The organism is Pseudomonas chlororaphis subsp. aurantiaca (assembly GCF_013466605.1).
GTDB classification, from domain to species: Bacteria; Pseudomonadota; Gammaproteobacteria; order Pseudomonadales; family Pseudomonadaceae; genus Aquipseudomonas; species Aquipseudomonas chlororaphis_I.
Genome location: NZ_CP059162.1, coordinates 5990002 through 6012104, shown reverse-complemented (window position 1 = coordinate 6012104; position 22103 = coordinate 5990002). Strand labels below are relative to the sequence as shown.

The following is a 22103-nucleotide window of genomic DNA, read 5'->3' as shown; positions in this document are numbered from 1 at the left end:
GTCATGGGTATCGATCTTCCGCTGATCTGGGCCGTGATCATCATCTTCGGCATCATGATGTACGTGGTCATGGACGGGTTCGACCTGGGCATCGGGATTCTCTTCCCGTTCGTCAAGGACGCCCGCGACCGTGACGTGATGATGAACACCGTCGCCCCAGTCTGGGACGGCAACGAAACCTGGCTGGTCCTGGGCGGTGCCGCGTTGTTCGGCGCCTTCCCGCTGGCCTATTCGGTGGTGCTCTCGGCGCTGTACATGCCGCTGATCCTGATGCTCATCGGCCTGATCTTCCGCGGCGTGGCCTTCGAGTTCCGCTTCAAGGCCAAGGAAGCCAAGCGCCATATCTGGGACAAGGCCTTCATCGGCGGCTCGGTGGCGGCGACCTTCTTCCAGGGCCTGGCCCTGGGGGCCTTCATCGATGGCCTGCCGGTGGTCGACCGCCAGTACGCCGGCGGTTCGCTGGACTGGTTCACGCCGTTCACCCTGTTCTGCGGTGTCGCGCTGGTGGTGGCCTATGCCTTGCTCGGATGCACCTGGTTGATCATGAAGACCGAAGGCAAGCTGCAGGAGCAGATGCATGACCTGGCGCGGCCGTTGGCCTTCGTGCTGCTGGGCGTGATCGGCATTGTCAGTATCTGGACGCCGCTGGCCCACCCGGAAATCGCTTCGCGCTGGTTCACCCTGCCGAACCTGTTCTGGTTCCTGCCGGTGCCGATCCTGGTGCTGGTGACCATGTACGGCCTGCTGCGCGCCGTGGCCCGCAACGCGCACTACACGCCGTTCCTGCTGACCCTGGTGCTGATCTTCCTCGGCTACAGCGGCCTGGGCATCAGCCTGTGGCCGAACATCGTGCCGCCGTCGATCTCGATCTGGGATGCCGCCGCGCCGCCGCAAAGCCAGGGCTTCATGCTGGTGGGCACGCTGTTCATCATCCCGTTCATCCTGGGTTACACCTTCTGGAGCTATTACGTGTTCCGCGGCAAGGTCACCCACGAAGACGGCTACCACTAGTCAATGCGCCGCTCCCCGTGCGGGAGCGGACGTGCTCGCGATGGCGCCCGGGCGACGCCATAGTCCCCATTCCGAGAGGAGTATTCGATGATGGCTGGTAAACCCACGTTGCAGGAAATCGAAGAAGCCGAGAAGAAACCGCTCTGGCAGCGCCTGGGCTGGCTTGCCGGGATTTGGGTCGGCAGCGTGCTGGCGCTGTTTATCGTCGCCAGCCTGATGCGCATGTTCATGAACGCCGCGGGCCTGACCACGCACTGAAATTCACCACCGCTCATCCCATCCCGTTGCCTTGCGGCACGGTTTTATAACCCTCCTCTGGAGGTTTTTTTTTTGGCCTGGGATTGCTACGTTTTTCTTCTGTAGGAGCAGCCGGTCGACGCTCGATTGCTCGCGATGAAACCGCACGGAATACCCGAGGTACCGCGTTATCGTTCATCGCGAGCAAGCTCGCTCCTACAGAGAGGGGGGATTATTTGCGCGCCTTGAGGATCACGAACTTGGGCGTGGCGGCCACTTGCTCGACGCCACGGAACAGCCGCGCCAGCTTGCTGTGATAACCCAGGTGACGGTTGCCGACGATGTACAGCGCGCCGCCCACCACCAGGGCTTCGCGGGCCTGCTGGAACATGCGCCAGGCGAGGAAGTCGCCGACCACCTGCTGCTGGTGGAAGGGCGGGTTGCACAGCACCACGTCCAGCGACTGCGGCTCCTGGCCGGCCAGGCCGTCGCCGGCGCGCACGGTCACTTCGCGCTCGCCCAGGGTTGCGCGCCAGTTCTCCAGGGCCGATTGCACGGCCATGAAGGACTCGTCCACCAGGGTGTAGTGGGCGTCTGGGTTGTGCAGGGCGCTGGCGATGGCCAGCACGCCGTTGCCGCAACCCAGGTCCGCGACCCGGGCCTTGCCGAGGTTTTTCGGCAGGTGCGGAAGGAAGGCGCGGGTGCCGATGTCCAGGCCTTCGCGGCAGAATACGTTGGCGTGGTTGAGCAGCTCGATGGCGGGCTCGTCGAGCTTGTAGCGGGTCGGGTAGGGCGAAACCGCCGGGGTTTTCGCCTCCGGCGTGGCGGTCAGCAAACGGGCTTTTTTCACCGCCAGCGAGGCTTGCACCGGGCCGATGTAGCGCTCCAGCAGATCGCCGGCGGCCCGTGGCAGGTGCTTGACCATCGCCGCCGCCACCACCTGGGCACCCGGGGCCAGTTGGCCTTGCAGGCGGATCAGCTGTTCTTCCAGCAGGGCCAGGGTCTTGGGCACGCGGATCAGAACGCGGTCGAACGGCCCGGTCAACGGCTCGCTGGCCGGCACCACTGTGACGGCGTCGAATGGCTGGCCATTGCGCACCAGGTTTTTCTCCAGCGCCAGCGCGCCGAGAAACGAATCGCCGCTGCTGCGCACCTGCACGCGCCCGACCAGGCTGGCCGCCAGCGCGCCGAAGCTGTCGTTGAGGACCAGCACCCGGGTATCAGCCGCCGGCTGCTGTTCGGCCAGGTGATTGAGCAGGTACTCGTCCGCCGCGTCGAAAGCTTGCAGGGGCTCGTTCTGTTGTTCGGGCTGGCGGATCAGGTCGAGCTGGGCGAAGGGGCTTTCGAGCAGGGGCATGGGACGGACTCTTGGTAATCGGTGAATGTCCTGCCGGCGGGAGGGGCGCGATGCGGGCTGGACTGTTCGGGCAGGTGGCGCGCAGGCCACGTGGCAGGTGCCCGAAGAGGGGGCCAATGGTACGTTTTTTTGCGCTCGATTGCCCGCGCTCTATGCCATTACAAACCGCCGGTGTTTCTGCCGCGCGCTTTGCGGGACACTAAGGGCATTCGCTTATTGGAGCCTGCCATGACTGCCAGTGCAGAAAAATACACGCGTCAGACCTTGCTCGACGTCCAGCCCCTGACTCCCAGCCTGTTTACCCTGCGCGCCACGCGGGACGCGGGCTTTCGCTTTCGCGCCGGGCAATTCGCCCGCCTGGGGGTGACCAAGGCCGATGGCAGCACGGTATGGCGCGCGTACTCCATGGTGTCTTCGCCTTTCGACGAGTTTCTCGAGTTCTTCTCCATCGTCGTGCCCGGCGGCGAGTTCACCAGTGAGCTGAGCCGGCTGGGGGAGGGCGATACCCTGATGGTGGACCGCCAGGCGTTCGGTTATCTGACCCTCGACCGTTTCGTCGATGGCCGCGACCTCTGGCTGCTGTCCACCGGCACCGGGATCGCGCCTTTTGTTTCGATCCTGCAGGACTTCGAAGTCTGGGAGAAATTCGAGCGGATCATCCTGGTCTACAGCGTGCGCGAAGCCAAGGAGCTGGCTTATCAGCAATTGCTGGCCGAGCTGAAACAGCGCGATTATCTGGCGGAAGTCGCGCACAAGCTGCAAGTCATCACCACGGTGACCCGGGAACAGCATCTGGGCAGCCTCAATGGGCGGATCACCCATTTGATTGCGAGCGGCGAGCTGGAACGTGTCGCTGGCGTGCCTCTGAGCGCCGAGCACTCGCGAGTGATGCTCTGCGGCAACCCGCAGATGATCGACGACACCCGCGCCCTGCTCAAACAGCGCGACATGCACCTGAGCCTGACCCGGCGACCCGGGCAGGTGGCGGTGGAAAACTACTGGTAAAAAAATGGCGTCGCCTGCATGGCTTGCAGGCGGCGCCGTTTTGTTGCGGCAGAAGCCTCAGGGCTTGTTGTTCTGCGCCTTGAGCAGGTCGCGGATCTCGCCCAGCAGCTCTTCTTCCTTGGTCGGGACCGGCGGCAGGGTTGGCGCCACGGCCTCTTCGCGCTTCAGGCGGTTGATCGCCTTCACGCCCATGAAGATGGCGAAGGCAACGATGAGGAAGTCGATCAGGCTCTGGATGAATTTGCCGTAGGCCAGCGTCACGGCCGGTGTCTCGCCGATAGCATCCTTGAGCGTGATCGCCAGATCACTGAAGTCCACCCCACCGATCAGCAAGCCGATTGGCGGCATCACCACATCACCAACAAACGACGAAACGATCTTGCCGAATGCGGCGCCGATGATAATACCGACGGCCATGTCGACCACATTACCTTTGACCGCGAAGGCCTTGAACTCACTTAGCACGCCCATAGGTTATTCCTTGTTACAGATGAGGTTGGTGAGCGCAGTGTAATTCAGCCAAAAGCATCTTGCTTGCAATAACTGATTACAGCGTTCGGAGTTATCGACCGAGTTAACGGCAAATAGTTTACAAAGTGCCATCAATCGCGCGCGAAATACCCGCGCTTGCTCTTTCATACCAGAACATTTTTTCAATCAGGCTGTTGCGACCTTTCTATTTAGTTTTCGACTCTTTGGTCACTAGCCTCTGACAGACGCACCTGGATGCGTTTGATTAAAACCAGAGGAATAAAACATGACCATGATCATTGGCCTTGGGACTTTTTCCCAACGACGCGTATTGGGCGTACTCGCCGCCAGTATGCTTTCTCTTTCCGTACAGGCCGCTACTCTGACCCGCGATAACGGGGCTGCGGTGGGCGATAACCAGAACTCGCAGACCGCGGGCGCTACCGGACCGGTATTGCTGCAGGATGTGCAGTTGATCCAGAAGCTCCAGCGTTTCGATCGCGAGCGCATTCCAGAGCGGGTGGTGCATGCCCGTGGCACCGGTGCCCATGGTTCCTTCACCGTGACCGACAGCCTGAGCGACCTGACCAAGGCCAAGGTATTCGCCGCCGGCCAGGTCACGCCGGTATTCGTGCGTTTTTCCGCGGTAGTGCACGGCAATCATTCGCCGGAAACCCTGCGTGACCCGCGCGGTTTTGCCACCAAGTTCTATACCGCCGACGGTAACTGGGATTTGGTCGGTAATAACTTCCCGACTTTCTTTATTCGCGATGCGATCAAATTCCCGGACATGGTTCATGCATTCAAACCTGATCCACGGACCAACCTGGATGACGATTCCCGGCGCTTCGATTTCTTCTCCCATGTTCCGGAAGCCACCCGGACCCTGACCGAGCTGTATTCCAATTCCGGTACTCCGGCCAGTTACCGGGAAATGGACGGTAATGGCGTGCACGCCTACAAGTTGATCAATGCCAAGGGCGAAGTGCATTACGTGAAGTTTCACTGGAAGAGTTTGCAGGGCATCAACAACCTCGATCCCAAACAAGTGGTCGAGGTGCAGGGGCGTGATTACAGCCATATGACCAATGACCTGGTTACGCATATCAACAAGGGCGATTTCCCGAAATGGGACCTGTATGTCCAGGTCCTGAAGCCGGAAGACCTGGCCAAGTTCGATTTCGACCCACTGGATGCCACCAAGATCTGGCCGGGAGTGCCTGAGCGCAAGGTCGGGCAGATGGTGCTCAACCGCAACCCGGCCAACGTGTTCCAGGAAACCGAGCAGGTAGCCATGGCCCCGGCCAACCTGGTGCCGGGCATCGAGCCGTCGGAAGACCGCCTGCTGCAAGGCCGGGTGTTCTCCTATGCCGATACCCAGCTGTACCGCCTGGGCGCCAACGTCCTGCAACTGCCGATCAACGCGCCGAAAGTCGCGGTGAACAACGGTAACCAGGACGGCGCGATGAACAGCGGCAGCACCAGCACCGGGGTGAACTACCAGCCGAGCCGCCTGATGCCGCGTGAAGAACCGCAAAGCGCGCGTTACAGCCAGCTGGCGCTGAGTGGCAACACCCAGCAGGCGAAGATCCAGCGCGAGCAGAACTTCAAGCAGGCCGGCGATCTGTATCGCTCGCTGAGCCAGAAGGAGCGCCAGGACCTGATCGAGAACTTCGGCGGCTCCCTGGCGACCACCGATGACGAGAGCAGGCACATCATGCTGTCGTTCCTCTACAAGGCTGACCCTGAGTACGGCACTGGCGTGACCAAGGTCGCCAAGGGCGACCTGGCCCGGGTCAAGGCCCTGGCCGCCAAGCTGTCGGATTGATCCACCCGGCGTCACGCCCCGGGCGTGACGCTTCCTCTTCTGTAGGCGCGAGGCTTGCCCGCGATGGGCCGCGCAGCGGCCCCAATACCGGTGACTGGGTTCTAGCTGACGAACGTCGGGCCGAAGTTATAGCGGGCAAGCCTCGCGCCTACAGATTCTTTGAGACAAGGGAGTCGCACCATGCGCTTGTTCATTTCGCTGCTGCTGGCCGCCTGCTCGCTGGGCGCTTATGCGCAGCAACCGGTGCCCACGGACCCGGCGGCGGTCAAGGCCCAGTTACAGAGTTACTACTTCGATGCGGCCCGTCGCGGCGACGTCGAGATGCTCAATACCTTTATCGAGGCCGGTTATTCCCTCGATACCCAGGACGAGAAGGGCTACACCGCCCTGATCCTTGCGGCGTATCACGGCCAGGGGCCGGCGGTGGAGCGTTTGCTGGCCGCCGGTGCCGATGCCTGCGCCCAGGATAAAAGAGGCAACACGGCGCTGATGGGCGCCATTTTCAAGGGCGAAGTGAAGATCGCCCGACGCCTGCTGGCCACCGACTGCAACCCCGACCAGCGCAACGGCGCCGGCCAGACCGCGGCCATGTATGCCGGGCTGTTCAAGCGGGTGGAGCTGCTCGACGCCCTGGCGACCAAGGGCGCCGACCTGAATGCCGAAGATCCGCTGGGTAACAGCGCCACGCGTCTGGCCGACGGTGAAATCCACACGGCCGCGCCGCGCTGATCCGCTCCAGCTGAGCTATCATCGCGGTTTTTGCCGGGGGATCAGATGGCCAAGGCCAAGCGCATGTACGGCTGCACCGAGTGCGGCGCAACCTTTCCCAAATGGGCCGGCCAGTGCGGCGAATGCGGAGCCTGGAACACCCTGACCGAAACCATGGTGGAAAGCGGTGGCGCCGCGGCCCCCAGCGGTCGCACCGGCTGGGCCGGGCAGCAGGCGCAGATCAAGACCCTGGCCGAGGTCAGCGTCGAAGAGATCCCGCGTTTTTCCACGGCTTCCGGCGAGCTGGACCGGGTGCTCGGCGGCGGCCTGGTCGACGGTTCGGTGGTGCTGATCGGCGGCGACCCGGGGATCGGCAAGTCGACCATTCTGCTGCAGACCTTGTGCAACATCGCCACCCGCATGCCGGCGCTCTACGTCACAGGCGAAGAATCGCAGCAACAGGTGGCGATGCGTGCCCGGCGCCTGGGCCTGCCCCAGGACCAACTGCGGGTGATGACCGAAACCTGTATCGAAACCATCATCGCGACGGCCCGGCAGGAGAAGCCCAAGGTCATGGTGATCGACTCGATCCAGACCATCTTCACCGAGCAGCTGCAATCGGCCCCCGGCGGTGTTTCCCAGGTGCGCGAAAGCGCGGCGCTGCTGGTGCGCTACGCCAAGCAGAGCGGCACGGCGATCTTCCTGGTGGGCCACGTGACCAAAGAGGGCGCGCTGGCCGGGCCGCGGGTCCTCGAGCACATGGTCGACACCGTGCTGTATTTCGAAGGTGAATCCGACGGCCGCCTGCGCTTGCTGCGGGCGGTGAAGAACCGCTTCGGCGCGGTCAACGAGCTGGGCGTGTTCGGCATGACCGACCGCGGCCTGAAAGAGGTTTCCAACCCGTCGGCGATCTTTCTCACCCGTGCCCAGGAGGAAGTCCCGGGCAGCGTGGTCATGGCCACCTGGGAAGGCACCCGGCCGATGCTGGTGGAAGTCCAGGCGCTGGTGGATGACAGCCACCTGGCCAACCCGCGGCGGGTCACCCTGGGCCTGGACCAGAACCGCCTGGCAATGCTGCTGGCGGTGTTGCATCGCCACGGTGGCATTCCGACCCACGATCAGGACGTGTTCCTCAACGTGGTCGGCGGGGTCAAGGTGCTGGAAACCGCGTCCGACCTGGCGCTGATGGCGGCGGTGATGTCCAGCCTGCGCAACCGGCCCTTGCCCCACGATCTGCTGGTGTTCGGCGAAGTCGGCCTGTCCGGCGAAGTACGCCCGGTGCCGAGCGGCCAGGAGCGCCTCAAGGAGGCGGCCAAGCACGGCTTCAAACGGGCCATCGTGCCCAAGGGCAATGCCCCGAAAGAGCCGCCACAGGGCTTGCGGATCATTGCGGTAACCCGTCTGGAACAGGCGCTGGATGCGCTGTTCGAATGACCCTTTGTGCCACGGAAAGGAAGCAGTTCATGCGGATGACGGCAGCGGGCTTCGCAGCCCTCGGTTTCATATTGTCGTGGGGCGCCGGCCTGGCGGTAGCCAGCCAGGAGGATGCGCCGCGCGGCTATCGGATCGCCCAGGAATTGCTGGTCGGCGACGGCACGGTGCTCGAGGTGCTGGAAGACCGGCGCATCACCGCGCAATTGCACGCGCAGAGCTGGGGCAGCGGCCTGGACGAGGAAACCTTCGACGAGTCGACGGACAGCGAGCACCAGCCACAGCTGGAGGCCCGGGTGCGCCTGGTGTCGGAGGGCGGCGAAGTGCTTGCCGAGCAATCCCTGGGCTACCCGCTGGCGAAGGTGGAAAAGGCGCCGCTCAGCGGCCTGCCATACCCGGCGTTTTTCCTCACCGTCGATCAGACGGCTCCGCTGGGCAGCTACAGCGGCCCGGCCACGCAGATCCTGCTGCCGACGCAAAGCCGGCTGGAGCCGGTTCAGTATCTAGGCGAAGACGGGGAGCTGCGCCCGCTGGTGATGGCCCAGACCGGCAAGGCGGCCTGGCAGATCCTTCCATCGGCGTCGGGTGCTACCGAATCGATTGCCCAGGTGTCTTCGGCGCCTGCCAGCGAGGGTGACGATTTTGTGACCACGTACCGGATTTATCGCTGGGTGGACGGGCAGTGGACCGCCGCCAGTCGGCAACAGCCCGGTTATTGGGACATGGAAAGCGAGTTCCCCGAGCCCTCGGCATTTCCTTGAGCGGCTGACGGGAGAGGCGGGCGCTCAAACCTCCAGCAGCGCCCCCAGCTCACGCTCCAGCTCCTGCGGATCGGCGAGGTTCAGTTCGATCAGCCGGCGCAGATGCTCGATCGATTCCAGGTCTATATGCAGGCAAACAAAGCCCAACTGGCCCTGATCGTCGTGCGCCAGTCGCACGTCCATGCGTACTTCGGCGTCATCGCTCAAATGGATATCGGCTTCGAACGGCTGGCTTTCGTCTCCCAGCCAGGGATCGGGACGCTGGATCAGCATGCCCCTGAGCGAGAGATCGACCAACTGCACGGACCAGCGATAAGGGCCCTGGCTCAGTTCGGTGCGGGCATCGAAGGCGATGCGTTTGAAACGGCGACGATCAAAATGGTGTTCGCTCATGAGCAGCCCCTCTGCGTGGTGAAATGACTATAGACCAGACCCGGGTGCGCTCCCACCGCTACAGCCAGCGGCGTACCCTGCGGCAATAGTCACGGTAGCGGTCGCCGAACAACTCCAGCAGATGGTTCTCGTCCGGCCGGATCACCGTCAGGTTCATCAGGTAAATCAGCAGTGGCAACAGCAGCCACGGCCACAGGCTGCCGAGCAGCAGGGCAATGGCGCAGTAACCCAGGGTGTCGCCGAGATTGATGGGGTTGCGCGAGATCGCGAACGGGCCGTCGCACAGCAGGCGCCGGGGTTCGCCGCGATTGCTGGTGGTGGTATGCCGTTGCCTGAGACGCCACATCGCCCAGAACGACAGGCTCTGGCCGCCGATGATCAGCAGCAGGGCCAGGGTGCGCAGCCAGCCGTTGACCGGGACCGGCAAGGGCACACCGTCGGCAAGCAACAGCGCTGCTATCAGGAACAGCAGATACAGCAGCGGCGGTGACAGCGGCGGTCCATCGGGCGGCGCGAGCATGGGCACTCCAGACGGCGAGTCGTTAAAGGTGCGACTGCTTTTTCGCCCGGGTGGTTCAGTGCTTCCAGAAGCGGTTGCACCGAGGCGGTGCAAAACCTAAGAAAAAACTCAAAAGGACGCTCTAGACCAACGTGGGGGGTGGCCTTTGGGGCCAGTAGCGCTAAACTCCGGATGGCTGTCTTTCTTGTCCACCCTGGCTGGAATAATAAAATGAAAAATAATAATAGCCCGCTACGCCACTTACCCTGGCTGGTGCTGGCAATCGTAGGAGCGTGCGCCCTCGGCGTAGTGGCATTGCGCCGCGGCGAGGCGATCAACGCCTTGTGGATCGTGGTTGCTGCCGTGGCCATCTATCTGGTCGCATACCGTTACTACAGCCTGTTCATCGCTAACAACGTGATGCAGCTCGATGCGCGCCGGGCCACCCCCGCCGTGCTCAACAACGACGGTCTGGACTATGTTCCGACCAACAAGCACATTCTCTTCGGTCACCACTTCGCGGCCATCGCCGGCGCGGGCCCGCTGGTGGGGCCGGTACTGGCGGCGCAGATGGGCTATCTGCCCGGCACGCTCTGGCTGATTGCCGGGGTGGTGCTGGCGGGCGCGGTGCAGGACTTCATGGTCCTGTTCATGTCCACCCGGCGCAACGGCCGCTCCCTGGGCGACATGGTCCGTGAGGAAATGGGCCGGATCCCGGGGACCATCGCGCTGTTCGGCTGCTTCCTGATCATGATCATCATCCTCGCGGTGCTGGCGCTGATCGTGGTCAAGGCCCTGGCCGAAAGCCCGTGGGGCATCTTCACCGTGATGGCGACCATCCCGATCGCGATGTTCATGGGCGTCTACATGCGCTACATCCGCCCGGGCCGCATCGGTGAAATCTCCGTCATCGGCGTGCTCCTGCTGCTGGGCTCGATCTGGCTGGGGGGCCAGATCGCCGCGGACCCTGTGTGGTCCAAGGCCTTCACCTTCACCGGCGTACAGATCACCTGGATGCTGATCGGCTACGGTTTCGTCGCCGCGGTACTGCCGGTATGGCTGATCCTGGCGCCGCGCGACTACCTGTCGACCTTCCTCAAGATCGGTACCATCATCGCCCTGGCGATCGGCATCCTGATCACCATGCCCGAGCTGAAAATGCCGGCGCTGACCCAGTTCACCGACGGCACCGGCCCGGTCTGGAAAGGCGGCCTGTTCCCGTTCCTGTTCATCACCATCGCCTGTGGCGCGGTGTCGGGCTTCCACGCGCTGATCTCTTCCGGGACCACGCCGAAGCTGCTGGATAACGAAACCAACGCCCGTTACATCGGTTACGGCGGCATGCTGATGGAGTCCTTCGTGGCCATCATGGCGATGGTCGCCGCTTCGGTGATCGAGCCTGGCGTGTACTTCGCCATGAACAGCCCGGCGGCCATCGTCGGCGGTGACGTGGTAACCGTGGCGCAGACGGTCAGTAGCTGGGGCTTCGCCATTACTCCGGACGCCCTGCAAGCAGTGGCCAAGGACATCGGTGAAACCACCATCCTGGCCCGTGCCGGCGGTGCACCGACCCTGGCGGTCGGTATCGCGCAGATCCTGCACACGGTGCTGCCGGGCGAGAACACCATGGCGTTCTGGTACCACTTCGCGATCCTGTTCGAAGCGCTGTTCATCCTGACCGCGGTGGATGCCGGTACCCGTGCCGGTCGTTTCATGCTGCAGGACCTGCTGGGTTCCTTCGTGCCAGCCCTGAAACGCACCGAGTCCTGGACCGCCAACCTGATCGCTACCGCCGGCTGCGTGGCCCTCTGGGGTTACCTGCTGTACCAGGGCGTGATCGATCCGCTGGGTGGCATCAACACCCTGTGGCCGCTGTTCGGCATCTCCAACCAGATGCTGGCGGGTATCGCGCTGATGCTCGGCACCGTGGTGCTGATCAAGATGAAGCGTCAACGCTACATCTGGGTGACCTTGCTGCCAGCTGCCTGGTTGCTGATCTGCACCACCACCGCGGGCCTCATCAAGTTGTTCGACGCCAACCCGGCAGTCGGTTTCCTGGCCCTGGCCAAGAAGTACAGCGATGCCCTGGCCAATGGTCAGATCCTCGCACCGGCCAAGGACATCACGCAGATGCAGCACGTGATCTTCAACGCCTACACCAACGCCACGCTGACGGTGCTGTTCCTGCTGGTGGTATTCAGCATCCTGTTCTACGCCCTCAAGGTGGGTATCTCCGCCTGGGGTAAAAAAGAGCGCACGGATAAAGAATCGCCATTCCATGCACTGCCGGATGCGTAATCGAGGATTGCAATCGTGTTCAATGACCTGAGTCGCCTCGGTAAATACCTCGGTCAGGCCGCGCGCCTGATGGTCGGCATGCCCGACTACGACAACTACGTCGAGCATATGCAGACCAAGCACCCGGACAAACCGGTGATGTCGTACGAGGCGTTCTTCCGGGAGCGCCAGGAAGCGCGGTACGGCGGCAAAGCCGGGCCGAAATGCTGTTGAAGCACGACCATTGAGCAACACCCTACTGTAGGAGCCCGGCTTGTCGGCGGTAGCGGTCTTCAAGACGCTTCGCCGACTGTCCCGGCTCCTACAGTCTTTTCTGCCCATGGGAGATTTCGTTTTGTTAGCCCCAATCCCCGTCACCGTTCTCAGCGGTTTCCTCGGCGCCGGCAAGACCACTTTGCTGCGCCATCTGCTCAAGGCCGAGCACGGCCTGAAAATCGCCGTGATCGAAAACGAATTCAGCGATGCGGGCATCGACACCCAGTTACTGGGCGACGAGCCGGTGCAAGTGATGACGCTGTCCAACGGCTGCGTCTGCTGCACCATCCATACCGACCTGACCAAGGCGCTGTTCTTGCTGCTCGAGCGGCTGGACAGCGGCGAGATCGCCTTCGACCGGCTGGTGATCGAATGCACCGGGCTGGCCGACCCCGCGCCCGTGACCCAGACGTTCTTCATCGATGAGGAACTGCGCGAGCGTTACATCCTCGACGGCATCATCACCCTGGTGGACGCCAAGCATGCCGAGCACCACCTGACCCAGACCATCGCCCAGGCCCAGATCGGCTTCGCCGACCGCCTACTGGTGAGCAAGCGCGACCTGGTGGACGAGCAGACTTTCAATGCGCTGAGCGAGCGCCTGACCCGGATCAACCGCCGTGCGCCGATCCGTGTGGTCGAGCATGGCCGCATCGATCTGGCCGAGCTGCTGGATGTGCGTGGCTTTAACCTGAATGCCGACCTGGGTGGCGGTGTCAGCCTGAGCCCGGTGAGCAAGGCGCCCTCCATCGATCGTATTTCCAGCCTGGTGCTGCGCACCGACGCGCCGCTGGATATCGACCGGCTCAGCGAGTTCATGAACGAGTTGCTGGAAGAACACGGCAAGCAGCTGCTGCGCTACAAGGGCGTGTTGAACATTGCCGGTGAGCCACGGCGGCTGGTGTTCCAGGGCGTGCTCAAGCTGTACGGTTTCGACTGGGATACCGAATGGGCCGAAGGCGAGACACGGGAGAGCGTGATTGTGTTCATTGCCGACGATCTGCCGGAAGAGAAGATCCGTGCCGGGTTCGCCCGGATGGCGGCGCAGTAGTTTCGTTACAGCCTTATTGTGAGGTTATCGCGAACCCGCCCGCTCCGGTCTGCAGGAGCGAGCGGGTTCGCGAAACGCCGGTTACTGCGAACCCGCGCTGGCCTTGAGCAACCTTTCCTCCAGGTGATCCAGGTGCCCGGTCATCAATGCGACCGCGGCCTTGACGTCACCGTCCTCGATGGCGTCGACAATCGCCGCATGTTCCTGCCAGGCGCAATGGCTGCAGGCGCGGGTTTCATGATGGGCAATCGCCAGTGACGTCAGCGGCACCAGGCTGCCGAGGAAGTGCGCCAGCGGCGCGTTGCCGGCCACCTCGGCCAATTGCAGGTGGAACTCGCCGGACAGGCGGATCGCCGGGCCACGCAAGCCGCGGTCGATGCAGTCGCGCTCAGAGGCGATCAGCTCCCGCAGGCGCTTGAGGTTGCGCGGCGCCGGTTGCTGGCAGGCGAGCCTGACCAGGGTGATTTCCGTCAGGCGTCGGGCATGCAGGATCTGCCGCGTCTGTTCGTGGTCCGGTGCCGCCACCTGGGGCCTGTGGTTGGGCCGCAGGATGATCACCTGCTGGTGGGACAAACGCGCCAGGACCTGGCGAATGATGCTGCGGCTGACCCCGAACACTTCGCCGAGGCTGTCCTCGGTGAAACGGCTGGCGGGGGCGATGCGTTGTTCGAGAATGGCATCGAAAATCTGCGGATAGACGTCGTCGACCAGCAGTTTTTTCTCGCCGGTGCGGCGCCGTGGCAGGGCTCCGGGGAGGGGGAATGCAAGTTTGTTCAAGGCGTAGCTGGCCATGGCCTGTCTCCAGTCCGGTTACCGATACGAAAGTGTTGTGCGGCTTAGTTGCCCAGATGGTCGTCCGGGATGTTCAGCTCGATGCCCATGCGTTGGCCTTCCTTGATGATGTGCCGACGCATTTCGGCACTGGCCAGCGCGCTGTTCTTGTTGCGGATCGCCCGGACCACCGCTTCGTTTTCTTCCAGGCGTTCGGCCAGGTGCTCCGGCGAGTTGCGCAGGATCTCCGCGCTCTGCTTGAGGGCGTTGCTGGTCTGCTGCACCACGTTCTGGAAGATCGGGTTGGAGGTCAGGGTGAACAGCTCTTCATGGAAGGCGATGTAGGCGTTCATCCCGGCTTCACTGTCGTTGGCCTCCAGGGCCTCGCGCATGTCCATCAGGGTCAGGCGCAGCTGGCCCACTTCCTTGCTGCTGATGGACTGCGCCACCAGGCCGACGATGAACGGCTCGAGGGTGTAGCGCAGTTGCAGCACGTCCTCGAGGCTGGCGCCCGCCACGCCGCTGTCCGTTGTCGGTTGTTCGTTGAGGCTGGCTTCCAGCACCACCACGCCTTTGCCGGGCATGGAACGCACCAGGCCCAGGGTTTCCAGAACAGTCACCGCCTCGCGCAGGCTCGGGCGACTGATGCCCAGCTGCTCGGCCAATTCACGTTGCCCCGGCAGCATGTCGCCGGAGCGCCATTGGCCACGGGCCAAGGCCGCCCGCAGCTTTTCTACCACTGAATTTACAACCGTTGACGAGGTGATCACTGTTCACTCCCTGGTATATGGCGAATGAGGTCCATGGCAGGCGCTGATTGTTGTGCCTGCCGGCAACAGGCACAAGGCATGCTTCAGAACTCCTGCTGCTGTGCGCCGGGCAGCGGTTTTCGCGGTTGGAAACCATAGCCCTGCTGGCCGCTCAGGACTTTGTTGGCGCGTTGGATATCGATGTCTCTTTCCCAGCGGGCAATGGCCACGGTGGCGACGCAGTTGCCGATCAGGTTGGTCAGCGCCCGGCCGATGCCCATGAACCAGTCCACCGCCAGCACCAGCACCAGGCCCACCACCGGGATGGCCGGGATCGCCGTCAGGGTGGCGGCCAGGATCACCAGCGCTGAACCGGGAATCCCGTGGGCGCCTTTGGAGGTGATCAGCGACACCAGCAGAATGGTCAGCAAATCGGACATCGACAACGGCGTACCGGTGGCATTGGCGATGAAGACGATGGCCAGGGTCAGGTAGATCGAGAAACCGTCGAGGTTGAACGAGTAGCCCGTCGGGATGACCAGGCCGACCGTGGAGCTACCGATGCCCAGGTGCTCCAGTTTGCGCATGATCTGTGGCAGTACGGCGTCGGAGGAGGCGGTACCAAGGACGATCAGCAGCTCTTCGCGCAGGTATTTGAGGAAGGGCAGCATGCGCAGGCCGGAACAGCGCATGACCACCCCGAGAATGATGGCGACGAAGGCGAAGCAGGTCAGGTAGAACAGGCCCACCAGGCTGCCCAGGTGCTGTAGCGAGTCCAGGCCGTACTTGCTGGTGGTGAAGGCGATGGCGCCGAACACGCCGATCGGCGCCAGGCGCACGATCATGCCCATGATGCGGAAGATGATGTGGCTGAGTTCGTTGATCAGCCGCGAGATGCCGGAAGCGGCTTCGCCCACCAGGTTCAGCGCGCTGCCGAACAGCACGGAGAACAGCAGCACCTGCAGGATGTTGTTTTCGGCGAAGGCGCCCAGTACCGAGTTGGGGATCAGGCCCATCAGGAACTCGGAGGTGCCATGCATGTGCTGGCTGCGCTGGGCGATGTCGCCCATGTCGGCGGCGGACAGTTGCTCCAGGTGGATATTGGCGCCGCTACCAATACCGGTGGTGAAGGCGAAGACCAGGCCGATCACCAGAGCGATGGTGGTCAGGACTTCGAAGTAGATGACAGATTTGATCCCGATGCGTCCGACCTTTTTCAGGTCGCCGGCGCCGGAGATGCCACTGACCACCACACAGAAGACGATCAGGCCGATCAGCATCTTGATCAGCTTGATAAAGGCATCGCCCAGTGGCTTGAGTTGCGAGGAGTATTCGGGGAGTGTCAGTCCGCACACGATGCCGAGCATCAGTCCGAGGACTACCTGGAGGAAAATCGAACGCGAGCACCATCTGAGCATGAGGGGAATCCTGGTCGGTGTCCCGGCTGCCGTGCGCGGAGCGCATCAGATTCGGGACTTAATTATTGTGGTCTTACCGGTATGTCCAGTGCAGGCGCAGTCTATGCCCGATTTTCCCGCGAATACAAGGGCCGATCCGAAAATTGGCATGACCGGTCTGACCAGTGGTGCTGGTCCTGTAGTCGCTGCCGCAGGCTGCGATCGGCCGGCACGGCCGCGACACTCTGAAGATCGCAGGAAGGCCTTCGGCCTTATCGCAGCCTGCGGCAGCGGCTACAGGTCCCGGGCCAGACAATTCGCGGACGAAAAAAAGCCCGGCGCGAAGGCCGGGCTTTTCATGCAACGCTCTGCGAATCAGGCGCCGTATACCGGCAGCTTCTTGCAGATGGCTTTGACTTTCTCACGAACGGCGTCGATCACCGCTTCGTTGTTCAGGTCGGCCAGGATGTCGCAGATCCAGCCAGCCAGTTCCTTGCACTCGGCTTCCTTGAAGCCGCGAGTGGTCACGGCCGGAGTACCGAAGCGCAGGCCGGAGGTGACGAACGGGGAGCGTGGGTCGTTTGGCACGGAGTTCTTGTTCACGGTGATGAAGGCCTTGCCCAGAGCGGCGTCGGCGTCTTTACCGGAGATTTCCTGCTTGATCAGCGACAGCAGGAACAGGTGGTTCTGAGTACCACCGGAAACCACGTCGAAACCGCGCTCTATGAACACGCCGGCCATGGCCTGGGCGTTCTTCACCACTTGTTGCTGGTAGGCCTTGAACTCAGGCTGCAGCGCTTCCTTGAAGCAGATCGCCTTGGCCGCGATCACGTGCTCCAGCGGGCCGCCCTGGGCGCCCGGGAATACCGCGGAGTTCAGCTTCTTCTCGATGTCGGCGTTGGCGCGAGCCAGGATCAGGCCGCCACGTGGACCGCGCAGGGTCTTGTGGGTGGTGGTGGTGACCACGTCGGCGAAAGGCACCGGGTTCGGGTAGACGCCAGCGGCGACCAGACCCGCAACGTGAGCCATGTCGACGAACAGGTAGGCACCGACCTTGTCGGCGATTGCGCGGAAGCGTGGGAAGTCCAGGACCTGCGAGTAGGCAGAGAAACCGGCCACGATCATTTTCGGCTTGTGCTCGACCGCCAGGCGCTCGACCTCGTCGTAGTCGATCAGGCCGTTGGCATCGATGCCGTACTGGATGGCGTTGTACAGCTTGCCGGAGGAGGAAACGCTGGCGCCGTGGGTCAGGTGACCGCCGTGGGCCAGGCTCATGCCCAGGATGGTGTCGCCAGCCGACAGCAGCGCCAGGTAAACGGCGGCGTTGGCTTGCGAGCCGGCGTGCGGCTGAACGTTGGCGTAGTCGGCGCCGAACAGCTCCTTGGCGCGGTCGATGGCCAGTTGCTCAACCACGTCGACGTATTCGCAGCCGCCGTAGTAACGCTTGCCTGGGTAACCTTCGGCGTACTTGTTGGTCAGTACCGAGCCTTGAGCTTCCATCACCGCAGGGCTGGTGTAGTTTTCCGAAGCGATCAGCTCAATGTGCTCTTCCTGGCGCTGGGCTTCTTGCTCCATGGCGGCAAAGAGATCGGCGTCGTACTTGGCAATAGTCAAATCACGGCTGAACATGGCGGTCCTCAAGGATCGGGGCAGAAAAGGGGGGCATTCTAACCCAACGGGTTTTAGATGGCATATGAAAGGACATCATGTCGCAGACAAGTGGTGTTCATGAGCCGTCCAGGCTGAACCCTGTAGCCGCTGCCGCAGGCTGCGATCGACCACGCAGTGGTCGTGCTCTTGAGGCCACTGAAGGCCTTCGGCCTTATTGCAGCCTGCGGCAGCGGCTACAGGGAAGGCGAGGTTGATCAATCGAACATGAACAGCGCGTCGTTGCTGAACTGCCCCTCGAAGCTGTTGGCCGGCATCGGCCTGCCGAACAGGTAGCCCTGGACTTCGTCACAGCCGTGTTCGCGCAGGAAGTCCAGCTGCTCATGGGTTTCCACGCCCTCGGCGATCACCGCCAGGTTCAGGCTGTGGGCCATGGCGATGATGGCGCGGGCGATCTGCGCGTCCTGCTCGCCGGACGGCAGGCCGTCGACGAAGGTGCGGTCGATCTTCAAGACATCGATGGGGAATTGCTTGAGGTAGTTCAGCGATGAATAGCCGGTGCCGAAGTCGTCGACCGCGATGCTCAGGCCGAGGTTCTTCAGGCCGTCGAGGATCTGCATCGCCTCGCTGACTTCGCGCATCAGGATACTTTCGGTCAGTTCCAGCTCCAGGCAGGCCGGCGGCAGGCCGGTGTCCTTGAGGATGGTGGCGATCCGCATGCCCAGCTGGCCATCGGAGAACTGGCGGGCCGAGATGTTCACCGAGACCTTCGGCACCCGGACCTTGGCCTGGTGCCAGGCCTTGAGCTGGCGGCAGGCTTCGCTGATCACCCAGTCGCCGACATCCACCACCAGCCCCAGTTCTTCGAGCACCGGGATGAAGTCCCCCGGCGGCACCAGCCCACGCCGCGGATGACGCCAGCGCAGCAGGGCCTCGGCGCCGGTCAGGCGCTTGCCGTCGCCGCTGAACTGCGGTTGGTAGTAGAGAATGAATTCCTGCTGTTCCAGGGCATGGCGCAGGTCGCTTTCCAGTTCCAGGCGCTCCAAGGCGCTGGCGTTCATGTCGGCCTGGTAGAACTGGAAGTTGTTCTTGCCGCGTTCCTTGGCGTGGTACATCGCGGTGTCGGCGTTTTTCATCAGCTGACTCAGTTCGTTGCCGTCCTGCGGGCTGAGGGCGATGCCGATACTGGCGGTAACGAAGAACTCACGGCCTTCGAGCACGAACGGCTTCACCAGGCTGGCAAGAATCTGTTCGGCGACGTGGATCGCCCGGTTCAGGGCGATCTCGCGGCTGGTCCGCGGTTGCAGGAGCAAGGTGAACTCATCGCCCCCCATGCGCGCCACGGTGTCGTCATCGTCGACGCAGTCGAGCAGGCGGGTGGCCATTTCCTTGAGCATGCGGTCGCCCGCGGCGTGGCCCAGGGAGTCGTTGATCGGCTTGAAACGGTCCAGGTCGAGGAACATCAGCACCACCCAGGACTTCTGCCGCTCCGCCGATTGCAGGGCGGTGTGCAGGCGGTCCTGGAACAGCGTGCGGTTGGGCAGGTGGGTCAGGGCGTCGTAGTAGGCCAGGCGGTGAATGCGCTGCTCGCTGGCCTTGCGTTCGCTGATGTCGGTGAAGAAGCACACATAGCTGGCCAGGTCGCCTTCGTCATCGAGCACCGCGGTGATACCGACCCAGGCCGGGTAGTGCTCGCCGTTACGGCGCTTGAGCCAGACCTCGCCTTCCCAGGTGCTGTGCTGGTGCAGCTGCTTGAGCACATAGCGCAGGTGGGCTTCCTGTTGTTCGTCGACGGTGAGCATGTTCGGCAACTGGTCGAGCACTTGGGACACCGCGTAGCCGCTGACCCGGCTGAACGCCTCATTGGCCTGGACGATGTAGCCCGCCGGGTCGGTGATCAGGATCGCCGAGGTCGAGTGCTCGAATACCGTGGCCGCCATGCGCAGGTCTTTTTCCGCGCGGCGCTGCTGGCTGATATCGCGGCCGACCCCGAGCACGCCTTCGAAGGCGCCGTGTTCGTCCCACACCAGCACCAGGCGCAACTCGATCGGAATCTTGCGTCCGTCAGCCCGCAGGCAGTCGAACAGGAACAACTGGGTCTGCACCTGGTTGCGCAATTGCGCCAGTTGCTCGGGTTTGTCCAGGGCCTTGCCGACCCGTTCCATCAGGGCATAGATGCCGGTCAGTTGTTGCGGGTTGGCGATGGTCGATTGCCAGCCGTTCTGGAAGATCCATTCGGCGTCATAGCCCAGTACCGACTGTACCGAGGGGCTGACATAGTTGAGGGCCATCTGGCTGTTGGTGGAGAAAATCACGTCGCTGATGCTTTCGGCGAGCATGCGATAGCGCCGTTCGCTGTCGCGCAGGGATTCGCTGGCCTCGATCTGGTCGGTGATGTCCTTGGCCACGCCGATGATGCGCGTGACCTGGTCGTACTTGTCCCGCGCCAGGGCCTGTTCGCGGATGTCGAAACAGCGCCATTGGCCGCTGCGGTGGCGAAAGCGCAAATGGCACTGCAGCAATTGCAGATAGCCGGCATGCCGCTGTTCCTGGCGCAGGCGGTGATAGAGGTCGGCGTCTTCCGGGTGCAGGAGGATTTCCCAGAAGTATTCGCCCATCTGGTGCAGTTCGGTCTTGTTGTAGCCGAGGGTCTGGCCCAGATGATGGTTGCTGAAGATCATCCGCTGGCTGATGACGTCCTGCACATAAAGGTGGTCCGGCACGGTGCGCACCACGTCCGACCAGAAGCCTTCGCGCTCCAGCAGCGACAGCTCGATGAGCTTGCGGCTGGTGATGTCGCTGATGCTGAGGATCACCGCCCGATAGTCGGCGGGGTCCTCCGGCAGGCGCAGCACCAGCCACAGGTGCTGGTCATGGCCCTGGGCGTCGCTGAGGCGGATTTCCAGCTCCAGCTGTTTGTGCTGGTTGATCACGGTTTCCAGCAGCTGGTTGCCGATGGCGCTGCTGTGGAGCGGGCTGCCTTCGATCAGCAGTTTCCAGGCCTGTTCGCAGGAGCCGACATTAAGTAGCCGCAAGGCCACCTGATTGACCTCGGTGACGCGCAGTTCTTCAAGCAGCAGCTGGCGCTGCTGTGGGTTGTGCTCCAGCCAGGTCTTGAGCTGTTCGCTGTCGTGCAGTTGTGCCTTGTCGAGAAACGCCGGCAGCCCGGAGATATCCAGGACGCAGAGGGCGACTCCGGTGCCTTCGAAAATGTCCTGGTAGCGCCGGCGCCCTTCGTGCAGCTGGCGCTGGCGGCGGCGCATGTTCAGCAGTGCGATCACCGGCAGCAGGGAAAACGCCAGCCCCAGCAGGCACTTGGCGATGAACGCCGGCAACAGTTGCTCGATCACCGCGCGATCGTCGAACAGGCCGCGCAATTGCCAGTCGCTGTTGCCCAGCGGCGCGACCAGCACGCTGTTGGCTATGTCGTCGGTGGTCACCGGGGTGCTGCTGCCGTCTTCGCGACTGAGGGCTTTCTGGTCCAGGCGGTTTTCAATGACCCAGGTCGGGTGAAAACCCTGGTCGGGGCTGGGGCTCAGGGACTGGACGAAGGAGGGGGCCAGGCGCAGCACCCAGTAGCTCTTGAGCGCGCCGCTGGGCTGGTGCAGCAGCAGTTGTACCAGCGCGCCGTCGCTGGCGTTGCTGTAGTAGTAGCGCTGGCCCCGGCTGCGGCTGGTCAGCTCGGCGAGCCATACGGCGTCCTGGTCGTCGGCGTCGCTGTCGCTGATGAGCTGGCCCTTGGCATTCAGCAGCGCGATGCTTTGCAGGTCGGGCAGGGACAGTTGCAGCTTCTTCAGCAGCAATTGCTGCTGTTCGGCATTCTGGGGCGGCTCGACGATCGGCAGGAGGTTGAGGGCGATCTGCGCATTGAGCGCCAGGTTGAGGCTGATGTGTTCGGCCAGGTCTGCGTTGTAGTCGATCGCGTGTTGACGCTGGTCTTTGCGGGTCTGTTGCAGTTGGTCGAGCAGTTGCCAGAACAGCAGGGCGAGCAACAGCAGGACCAGGGTCGCCAGCACGCCTTTCAGGGTACCGCGCAGGGGCGAGCCGGACGCAGGCGCAGTTGCGCGCAGGGAAGAGGGCGGAGTGGCATTGGACAAACTGTGATCCTGCGGTTTGGCTGGACTGGCGCGACGTGCACTATAAGCCGGACGCCCGAAGGGCGGCTAGCATGCCTTGAGTTGTGGCAAAGTGCCAGCCCTGGCTGGCTGGACCTTGCCCGGCCATTGAGGTAGCTTTGCCGGTTACGCGGGAGCGCTCCAGCTCCAGACAATCA

19 protein-coding genes are annotated in these 22103 nt (G+C 63.0%); 10 read left to right on the top strand and 9 right to left on the bottom strand.

Annotated elements, in window-relative coordinates; genetic code table 11:
* Window positions 1–3: 3 nt before the first annotated feature.
* Window positions 4–1011 (top strand): cytochrome d ubiquinol oxidase subunit II, encoded by a 1008-nt coding sequence (cydB, locus tag H0I86_RS27485; protein WP_180922883.1) that lies wholly within the window; start codon window positions 4–6, stop codon window positions 1009–1011.
* 90 nt (window positions 1012–1101) lie between these two features.
* The gene (locus tag H0I86_RS27480) at window positions 1102–1269 is read left to right on the top strand and encodes a DUF2474 domain-containing protein (RefSeq protein ID WP_023969448.1); all 168 of its coding nucleotides are present in this window, start codon (window positions 1102–1104) and stop codon (window positions 1267–1269) included.
* 211 nt (window positions 1270–1480) lie between these two features.
* Here the strand turns inward: H0I86_RS27480 and H0I86_RS27475 are convergent, their stop codons facing one another.
* Entirely contained in the window at window positions 1481–2605 is a 1125-nt protein-coding gene (locus tag H0I86_RS27475) for a methyltransferase (RefSeq protein WP_180922882.1), read from the bottom strand.
* 228 nt (window positions 2606–2833) lie between these two features.
* Between H0I86_RS27475 and H0I86_RS27470 the strand changes: the two genes are divergently transcribed.
* Entirely contained in the window at window positions 2834–3610 is a 777-nt protein-coding gene (locus tag H0I86_RS27470; protein WP_180922881.1) for a ferredoxin--NADP reductase, read from the top strand.
* Between the two features lie 57 nt (window positions 3611–3667).
* On the opposite strand, the gene mscL is transcribed toward H0I86_RS27470, so the two are convergent.
* Window positions 3668–4081, bottom strand: a complete 414-nt coding sequence (gene mscL / locus H0I86_RS27465; protein ID WP_180922880.1) for a large-conductance mechanosensitive channel protein MscL — start codon at window positions 4079–4081, stop codon at window positions 3668–3670.
* 286 nt (window positions 4082–4367) lie between these two features.
* On the opposite strand from mscL, the gene katB reads away from it, so the two are divergent.
* From katB to H0I86_RS27445, 4 genes are all read left to right on the top strand, one after another.
* On the top strand, window positions 4368–5909 hold the full coding sequence (gene katB / locus H0I86_RS27460) for a catalase KatB (RefSeq protein ID WP_180922879.1): 1542 nt from the start codon (window positions 4368–4370) through the stop codon (window positions 5907–5909).
* A gap of 180 nt (window positions 5910–6089) precedes the next feature.
* On the top strand, window positions 6090–6638 hold the full coding sequence (locus H0I86_RS27455; protein ID WP_180922878.1) for an ankyrin repeat domain-containing protein: 549 nt from the start codon (window positions 6090–6092) through the stop codon (window positions 6636–6638).
* Window positions 6639–6683: 45 nt separating this feature from the next.
* Entirely contained in the window at window positions 6684–8051 is a 1368-nt protein-coding gene (gene radA / locus H0I86_RS27450; protein WP_009050968.1) for a DNA repair protein RadA, read from the top strand.
* A gap of 29 nt (window positions 8052–8080) precedes the next feature.
* Window positions 8081–8809, top strand: coding sequence for a hypothetical protein (locus tag H0I86_RS27445; protein WP_180922877.1), 729 nt, complete (start codon window positions 8081–8083; stop codon window positions 8807–8809).
* Between the two features lie 24 nt (window positions 8810–8833).
* Here H0I86_RS27445 and H0I86_RS27440 read toward each other — a convergent pair whose 3' ends face one another.
* Both H0I86_RS27440 and H0I86_RS27435 read right to left on the bottom strand, forming a co-directional pair.
* Entirely contained in the window at window positions 8834–9202 is a 369-nt protein-coding gene (locus H0I86_RS27440) for a PilZ domain-containing protein (protein WP_180922876.1), read from the bottom strand.
* 58 nt (window positions 9203–9260) lie between these two features.
* A complete protein-coding gene (locus tag H0I86_RS27435) occupies window positions 9261–9722 on the bottom strand; it encodes a methyltransferase family protein (RefSeq protein ID WP_180922875.1) in 462 nt (153 codons plus the stop codon).
* Window positions 9723–9932: 210 nt separating this feature from the next.
* On the opposite strand from H0I86_RS27435, the gene H0I86_RS27430 reads away from it, so the two are divergent.
* From H0I86_RS27430 to yjiA, 3 genes are all read left to right on the top strand, one after another.
* Window positions 9933–11999: a carbon starvation CstA family protein gene (locus tag H0I86_RS27430; protein ID WP_009045728.1), complete on the top strand. Its 2067-nt coding sequence runs from the start codon at window positions 9933–9935 to the stop codon at window positions 11997–11999.
* A 15-nt stretch (window positions 12000–12014) separates the two neighbouring features.
* Window positions 12015–12212: a YbdD/YjiX family protein gene (locus H0I86_RS27425; protein WP_007930039.1), complete on the top strand. Its 198-nt coding sequence runs from the start codon at window positions 12015–12017 to the stop codon at window positions 12210–12212.
* 106 nt (window positions 12213–12318) lie between these two features.
* Entirely contained in the window at window positions 12319–13305 is a 987-nt protein-coding gene (yjiA, locus tag H0I86_RS27420) for a GTPase (protein ID WP_180922874.1), read from the top strand.
* A gap of 81 nt (window positions 13306–13386) precedes the next feature.
* On the opposite strand, the gene H0I86_RS27415 is transcribed toward yjiA, so the two are convergent.
* The 5 genes from H0I86_RS27415 to H0I86_RS27395 form a co-directional block, all read right to left on the bottom strand.
* Window positions 13387–14097 carry a GntR family transcriptional regulator gene (locus tag H0I86_RS27415; protein WP_180922873.1) on the bottom strand — a complete coding sequence of 237 codons (711 nt, stop codon included), beginning with the start codon at window positions 14095–14097 and terminating at the stop codon, window positions 13387–13389.
* Between the two features lie 44 nt (window positions 14098–14141).
* Window positions 14142–14846: a FadR/GntR family transcriptional regulator gene (locus tag H0I86_RS27410; protein ID WP_180922872.1), complete on the bottom strand. Its 705-nt coding sequence runs from the start codon at window positions 14844–14846 to the stop codon at window positions 14142–14144.
* An 83-nt stretch (window positions 14847–14929) separates the two neighbouring features.
* Window positions 14930–16243 (bottom strand): C4-dicarboxylate transporter DctA, encoded by a 1314-nt coding sequence (locus H0I86_RS27405; protein WP_180922871.1) that lies wholly within the window; start codon window positions 16241–16243, stop codon window positions 14930–14932.
* Window positions 16244–16597: 354 nt separating this feature from the next.
* Window positions 16598–17851, bottom strand: a complete 1254-nt coding sequence (gene glyA / locus H0I86_RS27400) for a serine hydroxymethyltransferase (protein WP_007924771.1) — start codon at window positions 17849–17851, stop codon at window positions 16598–16600.
* A gap of 236 nt (window positions 17852–18087) precedes the next feature.
* Window positions 18088–21927 (bottom strand): sensor domain-containing protein, encoded by a 3840-nt coding sequence (locus H0I86_RS27395; RefSeq protein ID WP_180922870.1) that lies wholly within the window; start codon window positions 21925–21927, stop codon window positions 18088–18090.
* Between the last annotated feature and the right edge of the window lie 176 nt (window positions 21928–22103).

Coding starts and splice junctions, on each gene's coding strand:
- cydB (WP_180922883.1), top strand. CDS start 4: ATGGGTATCGATCTTCCGCTGATCTGGGCCGTGATCATCATCTTCGGC.
- H0I86_RS27480 (WP_023969448.1), top strand. CDS start 1,102: ATGGCTGGTAAACCCACGTTGCAGGAAATCGAAGAAGCCGAGAAGAAA.
- H0I86_RS27475 (WP_180922882.1), bottom strand. CDS start 2,605: ATGCCCCTGCTCGAAAGCCCCTTCGCCCAGCTCGACCTGATCCGCCAG.
- H0I86_RS27470 (WP_180922881.1), top strand. CDS start 2,834: ATGACTGCCAGTGCAGAAAAATACACGCGTCAGACCTTGCTCGACGTC.
- mscL (WP_180922880.1), bottom strand. CDS start 4,081: ATGGGCGTGCTAAGTGAGTTCAAGGCCTTCGCGGTCAAAGGTAATGTG.
- katB (WP_180922879.1), top strand. CDS start 4,368: ATGACCATGATCATTGGCCTTGGGACTTTTTCCCAACGACGCGTATTG.
- H0I86_RS27455 (WP_180922878.1), top strand. CDS start 6,090: ATGCGCTTGTTCATTTCGCTGCTGCTGGCCGCCTGCTCGCTGGGCGCT.
- radA (WP_009050968.1), top strand. CDS start 6,684: ATGGCCAAGGCCAAGCGCATGTACGGCTGCACCGAGTGCGGCGCAACC.
- H0I86_RS27445 (WP_180922877.1), top strand. CDS start 8,081: ATGCGGATGACGGCAGCGGGCTTCGCAGCCCTCGGTTTCATATTGTCG.
- H0I86_RS27440 (WP_180922876.1), bottom strand. CDS start 9,202: ATGAGCGAACACCATTTTGATCGTCGCCGTTTCAAACGCATCGCCTTC.
- H0I86_RS27435 (WP_180922875.1), bottom strand. CDS start 9,722: ATGCTCGCGCCGCCCGATGGACCGCCGCTGTCACCGCCGCTGCTGTAT.
- H0I86_RS27430 (WP_009045728.1), top strand. CDS start 9,933: ATGAAAAATAATAATAGCCCGCTACGCCACTTACCCTGGCTGGTGCTG.
- yjiA (WP_180922874.1), top strand. CDS start 12,319: ATGGGAGATTTCGTTTTGTTAGCCCCAATCCCCGTCACCGTTCTCAGC.
- H0I86_RS27415 (WP_180922873.1), bottom strand. CDS start 14,097: ATGGCCAGCTACGCCTTGAACAAACTTGCATTCCCCCTCCCCGGAGCC.
- H0I86_RS27405 (WP_180922871.1), bottom strand. CDS start 16,243: ATGCTCAGATGGTGCTCGCGTTCGATTTTCCTCCAGGTAGTCCTCGGA.
- glyA (WP_007924771.1), bottom strand. CDS start 17,851: ATGTTCAGCCGTGATTTGACTATTGCCAAGTACGACGCCGATCTCTTT.